The sequence below is a fragment of the Bhargavaea cecembensis genome (genome assembly GCF_001619585.1).
GTDB classification, from domain to species: Bacteria; Bacillota; Bacilli; order Bacillales_A; family Planococcaceae; genus Bhargavaea; species Bhargavaea cecembensis_A.
In genome coordinates this window covers 426,433-436,518 of sequence record NZ_LQNT01000009.1, presented here as the reverse complement: position 1 = coordinate 436,518, position 10,086 = coordinate 426,433, and the positions used below count along the sequence as shown (strand labels likewise).

10 protein-coding genes are annotated in these 10,086 nt (G+C 54.3%); 6 read left to right on the top strand and 4 right to left on the bottom strand.

What is annotated here, in order from left to right; all coding sequences use genetic code 11:
• The first annotated feature begins 53 nt into the window (after window positions 1-53).
• The 3 genes from AV656_RS05805 (at window position 54) to AV656_RS05795 (ending at window position 3,123) form a co-directional block, all read left to right on the top strand.
• On the top strand, window positions 54-956 hold the full coding sequence (locus tag AV656_RS05805; RefSeq protein ID WP_063179770.1) for a fumarylacetoacetate hydrolase family protein: 903 nt from the start codon (window positions 54-56) through the stop codon (window positions 954-956).
• 72 nt (window positions 957-1,028) lie between these two features.
• Entirely contained in the window at window positions 1,029-1,400 is a 372-nt protein-coding gene (locus tag AV656_RS05800) for a YisL family protein (RefSeq protein ID WP_063179768.1), read from the top strand.
• Between the two features lie 277 nt (window positions 1,401-1,677).
• Window positions 1,678-3,123 (top strand): alpha-amylase family glycosyl hydrolase, encoded by a 1,446-nt coding sequence (locus AV656_RS05795; RefSeq protein ID WP_231877239.1) that lies wholly within the window; start codon window positions 1,678-1,680, stop codon window positions 3,121-3,123.
• 45 nt (window positions 3,124-3,168) lie between these two features.
• Here the strand turns inward: AV656_RS05795 and AV656_RS05790 are convergent, their stop codons facing one another.
• From AV656_RS05790 to AV656_RS05780, 3 genes are read right to left on the bottom strand one after another with little or no spacing between them, the layout of a single operon-like run.
• A complete protein-coding gene (locus AV656_RS05790) occupies window positions 3,169-4,512 on the bottom strand; it encodes an FAD-dependent oxidoreductase (protein ID WP_063179766.1) in 1,344 nt (447 codons plus the stop codon).
• A gap of 20 nt (window positions 4,513-4,532) precedes the next feature.
• Window positions 4,533-5,387 carry a DegV family protein gene (locus AV656_RS05785; RefSeq protein ID WP_063179764.1) on the bottom strand — a complete coding sequence of 285 codons (855 nt, stop codon included), beginning with the start codon at window positions 5,385-5,387 and terminating at the stop codon, window positions 4,533-4,535.
• 12 nt (window positions 5,388-5,399) lie between these two features.
• Window positions 5,400-6,224: a Cof-type HAD-IIB family hydrolase gene (locus tag AV656_RS05780; RefSeq protein WP_063179762.1), complete on the bottom strand. Its 825-nt coding sequence runs from the start codon at window positions 6,222-6,224 to the stop codon at window positions 5,400-5,402.
• A 142-nt stretch (window positions 6,225-6,366) separates the two neighbouring features.
• On the opposite strand from AV656_RS05780, the gene AV656_RS05775 reads away from it, so the two are divergent.
• The 3 genes from AV656_RS05775 (at window position 6,367) to AV656_RS05765 (ending at window position 9,791) form a co-directional block, all read left to right on the top strand.
• Window positions 6,367-7,143: a prolyl oligopeptidase family serine peptidase gene (locus AV656_RS05775; protein ID WP_063179760.1), complete on the top strand. Its 777-nt coding sequence runs from the start codon at window positions 6,367-6,369 to the stop codon at window positions 7,141-7,143.
• Between the two features lie 37 nt (window positions 7,144-7,180).
• The gene (locus AV656_RS05770; RefSeq protein ID WP_063181259.1) at window positions 7,181-7,489 is read left to right on the top strand and encodes a metal-sulfur cluster assembly factor; all 309 of its coding nucleotides are present in this window, start codon (window positions 7,181-7,183) and stop codon (window positions 7,487-7,489) included.
• Window positions 7,490-7,661: 172 nt separating this feature from the next.
• Window positions 7,662-9,791: an ATP-dependent Clp protease ATP-binding subunit gene (locus AV656_RS05765; protein WP_082818684.1), complete on the top strand. Its 2,130-nt coding sequence runs from the start codon at window positions 7,662-7,664 to the stop codon at window positions 9,789-9,791.
• Between the two features lie 53 nt (window positions 9,792-9,844).
• Here the strand turns inward: AV656_RS05765 and AV656_RS05760 are convergent, their stop codons facing one another.
• The gene (locus AV656_RS05760) at window positions 9,845-10,030 is read right to left on the bottom strand and encodes a YjzD family protein (RefSeq protein ID WP_063179758.1); all 186 of its coding nucleotides are present in this window, start codon (window positions 10,028-10,030) and stop codon (window positions 9,845-9,847) included.
• Window positions 10,031-10,086: the final 56 nt, after the last annotated feature.

The window sequence follows — 10,086 nt, the reverse complement described above, 5'->3', positions numbered from 1 at the left end:
GTCGTATCTTCTAAACAAGCACAACCAACCAGAATGGAAAGGATGGCGTCAAGATGAAATTGTTATCGTTCCGGTATAAAGGGAAACAGCGTTTCGGCCCCAAGGTGAAAAAGGAGGAGGCCGTATGGGATCTTGCGGCCATCCATGAAGCACTCGGGGAAGGGGAACCGTTCCCGGCGCATATCATCGACGGCATCGCGGAAGGCCATGAATTTGTGGAGGGAATCCGCCGGCTGGTCGAGCGTGCGGAAACTTCCGGCGAACCGGAGTCCTATAAACACGGGTTTGATGAAATCGAGTGGACCGCGCCGATTCCGAGAACACCGAAAAACGTCATCTGCATCGGGAAAAACTATGCTGACCATGTAACCGAGATGGGGGGAGACCGCCCGCCTGAAAAGCTGGTCGTCTTCACGAAGGCGCCGACTTCCATCGCGGCAGACGAAGAGGAATTGCCGGCTCATGCCGGCGTTACGGAAAGCCTGGATTATGAAGGTGAACTGGCAATCGTCATCGGGAAAGGCGGCCGGAATATCCGGAAGGCGCTTGCCTACGACCACATTTTCGGGTACACGATCGCCAATGACATCACCGCTCGTGACGTTCAGGCTTCCCACGTGCAATTCTTCCTCGGAAAAAGCCTGGACAAGTCGTGCCCGATGGGACCTTACCTCGTAACTAAAGATGAGATTCCGGATCCGCAGAACCTGTCTCTCGTGACCAAAGTCAACGGGGATGTGCGCCAGAACGGCAATACAAAAGACATGATCTTCCCGATCGACGAACTGATCTCACAGGTCTCCCTTTATGTCACGCTTGAGCCTGGCGATGTTATTCTCACAGGAACGCCGTCGGGTGTGGGGAAAGGGATGAACCCGCCGTCCTTCATCAGGACCGGTGACACGGTGAAAGTTTCGATCGAGGGAATCGGTACGCTTTCGAACACATTCGCCTGACCATCCCGCGTGATTGCCGGTGCCGGCTTGTGGTAGGATAAGAGGGCAATCATAGAAAATGAGGTGGAATAGTTGGGCGTCTTTACGGATACAACACATCTGCACATCTTCACCTGGGTCGTTGCAGTCATTCTTTTCCTGGTTGCGGCGGTCATGGCAAAAGGGAGCAAGGGACGCAAGATTGTTCATATGATCCTCCGTCTCTTTTACATCCTTGTCATTTTGAGCGGGGCTTTCCTGTTCTTTGCCTGGTCCAGCGCCGATGCGGCCATGTACGGGGTCAAGTTCCTTCTTGGTGTCGTGACGATCGGATTCATGGAGATGGTGCTTGTCCGCCAGAACAAAGACAAGCCGACCACCGTCTTCTGGGCGCTGTTCTTTATCAGCCTCCTTGCGACGATGTTTATCGGCTTCAGCCTGCCGGTCGGCATGGATTTCTTCTGAGCGGATTAAGCCGGAAACGGGTCTTCGGACCGGTTTCCGGCTTTTTCTATTTGTTCGGGCAACACTGAAGATGAGCTGAGACGTTGATGAACTTTTTAAACTTTGATTATGTGCGGTGAAACGTTGACGATTCGGGCTGACGAATCATCCCGGCCGGGCAATTTCACATTTTCGCCCCATTTCATCGAGTTTTCATCTGCCGGCTTTCCAAACGGGTCGCCCGGTCCGGTATGGAGTGATAAAATAACGGGTGATGGAGCAAGGAGTGACGATAGACGTGTTCAAGAAAACATTTGCCGCAATCGGTGCGGCTTTGCTTATTGGTACTGCCGCGCTGCCGGCTGTTTCTGCGGAAGAGCGGACAGTCCTGGATGAGAGCATTTATGATACCCTCGTAGACCGGTTCTTCAATGGTACGACGGAAAATGATCAGGGGGCCGATCCGACCGACAACTACGGTTTCAACGGCGGTGACTTTGCCGGACTTCAGGAAAAATTGGAGTATATCCAGGACATGGGATTCACTGTCGTGTCGATCGGACCGATTTTCGAGACGGCGACCTATGACGGCCGTGCTGTCCTTTCCTACGGGGAAATTGAAGATCGTTTCGGCACGGAAAATGAGCTGAAGGATATGCTTTCTGCTTATCACGAAGCAGACATGAAAGTCTATGCGGACTTCCCGCTGGGCGGTGTCAGTCCGGATCATGAGTGGGCATCCGGCCGGGAGAACTGGGCAGTCCCTTCTGAAGATGGCGAGACTGTCGACTGGGATCTCGGAAATCAGGAGGTACAGGACGCGCTGATCGATGCAGCCGTTACGTTTGTGGCTGAGACAGGGATTGACGGTGTCCGGCTGACGAGCTTCGGTGATGCCGATCCTGCGTTTCTTGACAGGATGATCGGTGCGCTGAAGGAAGCAACACCTTCGCTGACTGTTTTTTCCGATGCGCCTTCCGAAGCAGATTTCGATCTGAAGTACGATCCGGCGGTTATGGAAGCTCTCCGGTCCGCGTTCGTCGAGATGGATCCGGACTCTTCAGGCATGAGCGAGATCGGAATGACGGACCCGCCGTCGCTGATGTTCTTTGATGACCTGAACACGATACGGTTCACCACAGAGATGGTGGACCGGAAGATGTTCCCGCCGACCCGCTGGAACGTGGCCGCCACTGCGCTCTTTACGCTGCCCGGTGTGCCGGTGATGACGTACGGATCTGAAATAGCGGTTACGGGAACGGAAGCCCCTGGTACGCATCCGCTGCACAATTTCAAGACGGATGAAGAATTGAAGGACCATATAACCGATGTGAACGGTGTCCGGAACCAGTCGGAGACGCTTCGGACAGGAGATTTCGAACTCCTTCACAATGAGGACGGTCTGATTGTATACGAGCGATCCAGTGACAAAGAGTCTTGGATCATTGTTCTGAACAACACAAGTGAAACACAGCGCGTCGATTTGACCGCAGAGCAGATCGGGGAAGGGAAAAGGCTGCGTGCCCTGATTGACAATAACCTGGTCAGCCAGGCCGACAGCGGTGAATACCGCATCGTCCTTGACAGGGAGGCTGCCGACCTGTTCATCGTCGAGGAAGACACCGGCCTCAACATCCCGTATATCATTGCCGCCATTATCGTCTATACCACATTTATCGGATTCATCTACATGGTGTGGAAAAAAGGAAAGCAGCGAGCCAAGGACGAAAAAGCAAAGGCATAATACTAAAACAAGACCGCCGTCCGGATGGGACGGCGGTCTTGTATTTCAATCCGACCGGGCGGATTTCATCGCCCTGTAACCGAGCATATTAATGGGATCTTTTGGTGACCCGTACGGCGGGGCATATGCCGTTTCGATGGCGGACAGTTCGTCTACGGTGAGACCGCCCCGAATAGCGGTTGCGATCACATCGATGCGCTTGTCGGCGCCTTTTTCGCCGACTGCCTGAGCACCGTAGATGGCTCTGGTGTCCGGATCATAGTGGACTTTCAGGACCAGCTTGCCGCTGTCCGGATAGTAGCCCGCATTCGAACGGCTTTTGTGGATGACGGTCTCATAGTTAAAGCCTTCTTCTTTGAGCATCTTTTCGGTCATGCCGGTCATTCCCGCGGTGAGGGAAAACAATTTCGTGATGGATGTGCCGAGAAGCCCGTCCATTTCCGTATCCCCGCCTGCCAGGTGGTTCGCGACGACGAAAGAAGCCCTGTGTGCAGGCCAGGAAAGCGGAACACGTTTTGGCTTGCCGGTAAACCAGTCCCGGCCTTCCGCCGCGTCACCGATTGCATAGATGTCCGGGTCATTCGTCCTCATGAACGGGTCGGTCGCGATTCCTCCGGTCGGCCCGATCTCGAGACCGGCTTCTTTGGCCAGCAGGGTATTCGGCTCGAGGCCGACGGCGGTGGCGATAAAGTCAGTCTCTATTTCTGTTCCGTCATCGAGTGTGACGGTCCTGCCCTCGATCATCTTGAGTTCCCGGCCGAGGTGGAGGGTGACGCCGTTTTGCTCCATCTCTTTAGCGAGCAGCTCCGACATATCCTCATCCCCGATCGGCATGACATGGTCATTGTGTTCGACCAGGGCTGTCTCGATTCCCCGGTGCCGGAAATTCTCCGCAAGTTCCACTCCAATGAACCCGCCGCCGACAACCACACAGGAAGCAGGCTGCTGTTCGTCAAGGAAGGACCCGAACTGCTCCAGATCACCGAAGTGGCGAAGTGTGAACAGGGGAATGCCGGGTTTTCCGGGCACGGCCGGTTTGCGGGCGCGGCCGCCGGGAGAAAGAACAAGCTTGTCGTATGAAAGAAATTCCGTTTTGCCCGTTTGTATATTGCAGATGTGAACTTCCTTTGCGGCCCTGTCGATTTTTGTGGCTTCGTGGAGAAGGCGCACGTCAATGGATTTCTCTTTTCCGAAGCCCTCCGGTGTAGCATGGACAAGGTCATCTGCGCTTTCAATCACTCCGCCCAGCACGTACGGCATGCCGCAGGTGCCAAACCCGAGCTCAGAATCCTTTCCGATCAGCGTGATTTGGGCATTCGGCAGAAACCGCCGGATCTGAGAAGAAACGGTCGCCCCTCCGGCGACCGCTCCGATGACGACAATCTTCATACAATCATCCTTTCTGGCTTTTATACCGTATCGGGACCAAGGAAGAAAAGGGCGATGGTACCCGGGCCGGCATGGGCACCGATCGCGGAGCCGATCTGATAAATGCCGACCGATTCTGGACGGTGGGCATCCTCGATCATCCCCTTCAGGGTGAGCGCAGCTTCCTCGTCATCCCCGTGGCTGATGGCGACATGCTGGCCGGAAAAGTTGCCGCCCCTTTCTTCCATGAGGCTGATCATCCGCTGGAACACTTTTTTGCGCCCGCGGTATTTTTCAATCGGAACAAGCTTTCCTTCCTCGACATGGAGGAGCGGTTTGATGTTCAGCAACCCGCCGATAAAGGCACTTGCCTTGGACAGTCTGCCGCCCTTTGCCAGATAGTCGAGGTCTTCCACAGTGAACAGGTGGACGACACGGTTTGCCAAGGTGCGGATCGCTTCCGTAATTTCATCTCGGGATTTGCCGGCATCCCTCATCCGCACCGCTTCCCGGACAAGCAGCCCCTGTCCGAGCGATGCACCTTTCGTATCGATGATGACAAGGTCAAGTCCCGGGTTCTCTTCCATTACTTGGTCCCGGATGACGACACTTGTGCTATATGTACCGGAAAGCTCGGAGGAGAAGGCGATATAGAGGCCTTCTTCACCGGATTCCGCCAGTTCTTCCCATCTTCTTGTGAACAGCTCCGGCGACACCTGGGAAGTTTTTGGACGTTCCCCGTTCCGGATCCTTCTGAAAATCGTGGAAGAATCAATTTCCGATATGTCATCAAATACGTCTCCGCCAATCTCCACACGGAGGGGAAGGAGGGTCACATCATGTTCCTCAAAGAATGAAAGCGGCAGATCGGATCCGCTGTCTGTGAACAGTTTCAACATTCTTCCTCCTCAAATCTTGCTTTCCACTTTAAGACCCAGGCGTTCTTCGAGGACAGTGGCGATGCCATCCTCGTTGTTCGTGCCGGCCACTTCATCGGCGATGGACTTCAGCCCGCTGATGGCATTGCCCATTGCAACACCCGTACCGGCATACTCAATCATTTCATAGTCATTGTCCTCATCCCCGAAAGCGATGATCCGATCCTGCGGGATGTTCAGCCACTCGGAAACTTTCGAGATGCCGACCGCTTTGTTGAGGCCATGACGGATCACCTCTATGACATGCCAGGGTGCCCCCCACCGGCGGTGGTCGATGACTTCCGCATGGACTTCAGCGAGATGGCGTCGGATCTTTTCCTGGTCTTCAAGTTCAGGATGAATCAGGAGACTTGTCGGGTTGTCAGTCAGATAGGAGCGGAGGTCACCGACAGTCACTGATGGGTCGCCCATCGTGAATATGTTCAGCAGTTTCTCGTCATGCCGGTGGACGTAGACGTCATCCATCACTTCCGCCACAACATTATGGACATTAAAGTCCTGAAGCGCTTCGACCACCTCGCCGACGACCGGAAGGCTGATCGGCTCATGGAATGTTTTCCAGCTCCGGTCATCCGGGTGATGGACAAATGCCCCGTTGAAGTTGACGATGGGAACATCCAGGTTCAGCTGACGGTAGTAGGGCTCGCTGGCACGATACGGGCGTCCCGTTGCAATCATGACCTGGTGGCCGGCTTCTCTGGCGGCCTTCAATGTCTGTTCGGTCTTTTTGGAAATGACTTTTTCATCGGTCAGCAGGGTACCGTCAAGGTCCAGTACGATCAGGTGCTGTTTCATGTTATCTCCCCCTTAAGACTGAGTTTAGACTCCACATGGAGGTTAAGTCAAAAATAGCCCATGAATCGGGCATGTAGCCGTTCTGTTTTTGTTTTCCCGATCTGTCTGATACGATGAAAAGAAAAAATAGGAAGTGCTCTACATGGAGATCAGAGAAGAACAATGGGCGGGCATCCCGCTCCTGCATATATACCCCGAAACAGGCGGGGAATCCTCCCCGATTGCCATATTCCTCCACGGTTTCACTAGTGCCAAGGAACACAATCTGCATTATGCATACAATATGGCCAAGCGCGGACTCCGTGTGATCCTTCCTGAAGCCCATCTGCACGGAGAGAGAGAGGAAGGGCTCGATGAGGTGCAGCTGAGCCTCCGGTTTTGGGAGATTGTGCTGACAAGCATCGAAGAAGTCGGCACTCTTAAGGAAGAGATCGGACGCCGCTTCCCGGATGCCGGGAAAATCGGACTTGCAGGAACTTCGATGGGCGGAATCGAGACGCTTGGCTGCCTGATGGCCTATAGCTGGATTGACTGCGCGGCAGTCATGATGGGCACGCCGGGTTATGAAAATCTGGCCAAAGCCCAGATGGCTCAATACGAGTCGAAAGGATTTGAAATTCCGCTGACTGCGGCAGAACGGCGCAAACTTCTTGATACGCTCGCCAGATTTGACCTGACAAAGGATCGGAAAGCACTAGCCGGAAGGCCGGTATACTTCTGGCACGGTGAGCAGGATGAAACGGTTCCGTTCAAGCCGACAAGGAATTTTGTCGAGGCGATCCGGGAAGACTATCAGGAAGAGCCTGAAAAACTGAAATACCGCTTCGAACGCCAGGCCGGACATGCTGTGTCCCGGACAGGAATGCTGGAGTGTACCGACTGGCTTGCAACCTATTTGAATGATGACGCTGCGGTCTGATATGATGGAGGCAGCAAAGAACGGAAGGGGAATCATGATGGATCAGGAGATGAAAGACAGCATCATGGGTGCGCTCGAGAACGTCATCGACCCTGAGCTCGGCATTGATATCGTGAACCTGGGCCTCGTCTATGACGTGGACATGGACGAAGCCGGCAAAGTGGATGTGACGATGACGCTGACGTCGCTGGGTTGCCCAATGGGCCCGATGATCGTGGATAACGTCAAACGCGAATTGGCCGAACTGCCTGAGGTCAAGGAAACGGAAGTCAACATCATCTGGAGCCCGCCATGGTCGAAGGATATGATGTCACGCTACGCGAAAATCGCGCTCGGTGTACGATAATCCAATAGATGCAGCAACCCGCCGCACGGGCCAGCAATGGCCGTGCGGCTTTTTCTGTTCCAGCCCGGCCGTTTCACTTTACCGCATGAAGGGAAAACATTATAATGGATATAGTCAAAAAAGGTCAAAGTGAAACAAGGTCAAATATACATGGGGTGAATCAAATATGCAGATGAACATGCAGGAGGAAGATCAGCGCAGTCCTCTTGAAAAGTATGGACGGAATCTGATCGATGATGTAAAAGCAGGGAAAATGGATCCGATCATCGGCCGGGACCAGGAAATCCGGGATGTGGTCAGGATCCTGTCCAGGAAAACCAAAAATAACCCGGTCCTCATCGGAGAGCCGGGTGTCGGGAAGACGGCGATCGTCGAAGGACTTGCCCAGCGCATCGTGAAGAAGGACGTACCGGAAGGACTCAAGGACCGCGAACTTTATGAGCTGGACATGAGTTCACTGATCGCAGGCGCCAAGTACCGCGGTGAATTTGAGGAGCGGATGAAGGCCGTCCTGAAACAGGTCAAGGACAGTGAGGGGCAGATCATCCTTTTCATTGACGAGCTTCATACGATTGTGGGCGCAGGCCGGACGGAAGGCTCGATGGATGCAGGCAATATGCTGAAGCCGATGCTTGCACGGGGAGAACTTCACCTGATCGGTGCGACGACGCTGGATGAATACCGCCTTTATATCGAGAAGGATGCAGCATTGGAGCGGCGGTTCCAGCAGGTGCTCGTCCAGGAGCCGGATGTCGAAGATACCATCTCGATCCTTCGGGGTCTGAAGGAGCGCTTTGAACTTCATCATGGCGTGCGGATCCATGACCGTGCACTGGTCGCCGCCGCTTCATTGTCCGACCGGTATATCACGGAGCGGTTTCTGCCCGACAAGGCGATCGACCTGGTCGATGAGGCGAGTGCACTGATCCGTACCGAGATTGATTCCATGCCGCAGGAACTGGACGAAGTGACCCGGCGCATCATGCAGCTGGAGATCGAAGAGCAGGCGCTTATGATGGAGAAAGATGACCGGAGCAAGGCACGCCTCGAGGATATCCGTACGGAATTGCACGAACTGAGGACTTCGACTGAAGACATGCGGGAGCAGTGGGAAAACGAAAAAGAGGCCATCCGTACCGTCCAGGCAAAACGGGAAGAGCTGGACCGCTACCGGCGCGAGCTGGAAGACGCGGAAAACCGCTATGATCTGAACCGGGCTGCCGAGTTGCGCCATGGCCGCATCCCACAGGCCGAAAAGGAACTGCAAGAGCTGGAGGCTCCGCTGACCGCTTCCGAGAACCGCCTCCTCAGAGAAGAAGTGACCGAGGAGGAAATTGCCGACATCGTAGCGCGGTGGACGGGCATCCCGGTCTCGAAACTTGTGGAAGGGGAGCGGGAGAAACTGCTCAGACTGCACGAAACACTTGAAAAGCGTGTGATCGGGCAGGATGACGCGGTCCGGCTTGTCACAGAAGCCATCTGGCGTGCCAGGGCGGGCATTAAGGATCCGCACCGGCCGATCGGCTCCTTCCTATTCCTCGGTCCGACCGGCGTCGGGAAAACAGAGCTTGCCAAGACGATTGCGGCGACATTGTTTGATTCGGAAGAACACTTTATCCGAATCGATATGTCGGAGTACATGGAGAAGCACTCCGTTTCCAGGCTTGTCGGCGCGCCTCCCGGATATGTCGGCTTCGAGGAAGGCGGGCAGCTGACGGAAGCCGTCAGGCGCAATCCGTATTCCGTCGTGCTGCTTGATGAAATCGAAAAAGCACACCCGGATGTCTCGAACATCCTGCTCCAGGCGCTTGATGACGGGCGCATTACGGACAGCCAGGGAAGGAACGTCGACTTCACGAACACGATCATCATCATGACATCGAATATCGGCTCTTCACTGCTTCTCCAGATGGAGGGAATTGAGGACCATGCAATCGAAGACGTCGTGATGGCGGAGCTGAAAAAACACTTTAAGCCTGAACTGATCAACCGGATGGATGACATTGTGATCTTCAACTCCCTGAAGAGTGATGATTTTCTGGAAATCGCCAGGAAGATGATGACAGATCTGGCCGGGCGGGTTGCCACACAGGGAATCCGGCTCGAATTCGGCAATGGGATTGCCGAATGGATCGTGGAAGAAGGAACAGACCCCGAATTCGGCGCACGTCCGCTCAAGCGTTTTATCCAGCGCCATGTCGAGACGGCAGTCGCACACGGTCTGATCCAGGGTGGTTTCCGGGAAGGCGACACGATCCGTGCTGTGCTGGATGATGGCAAGGTCCGTATTGAAAAAGCGTAATGAACCCGGTCCACGAAAAAAACCGTTCCCCAATACAGGGAACGGTTTTTTGATTACTCGTAGTCCGGCAGCTGCTCTTCCGGAAGAATCGCTGACATGATGAAGAGCATGATCGCGACGATGACCGAAACGATGGCTCCAAGCCCAAAATCGAATGGAACCGCATTGACGGAACTGACAACATAATTCAGGAGCGAAATAAGCAGGAACGACCAGAAAAATGTGATGATAAATTGCATAAGGTTTCACCTCTAAGCGGAAATATCCGAATCCATCATACCATAGCGTACCCACA

Coding starts and splice junctions, on each gene's coding strand:
- AV656_RS05805 (WP_063179770.1), top strand. CDS start 54: ATGAAATTGTTATCGTTCCGGTATAAAGGGAAACAGCGTTTCGGCCCC.
- AV656_RS05775 (WP_063179760.1), top strand. CDS start 6,367: ATGGAGATCAGAGAAGAACAATGGGCGGGCATCCCGCTCCTGCATATA.
- AV656_RS05790 (WP_063179766.1), bottom strand. CDS start 4,512: ATGAAGATTGTCGTCATCGGAGCGGTCGCCGGAGGGGCGACCGTTTCT.
- AV656_RS05765 (WP_082818684.1), top strand. CDS start 7,662: ATGAACATGCAGGAGGAAGATCAGCGCAGTCCTCTTGAAAAGTATGGA.
- AV656_RS05780 (WP_063179762.1), bottom strand. CDS start 6,224: ATGAAACAGCACCTGATCGTACTGGACCTTGACGGTACCCTGCTGACC.
- AV656_RS05770 (WP_063181259.1), top strand. CDS start 7,181: ATGGATCAGGAGATGAAAGACAGCATCATGGGTGCGCTCGAGAACGTC.
- AV656_RS05760 (WP_063179758.1), bottom strand. CDS start 10,030: ATGCAATTTATCATCACATTTTTCTGGTCGTTCCTGCTTATTTCGCTC.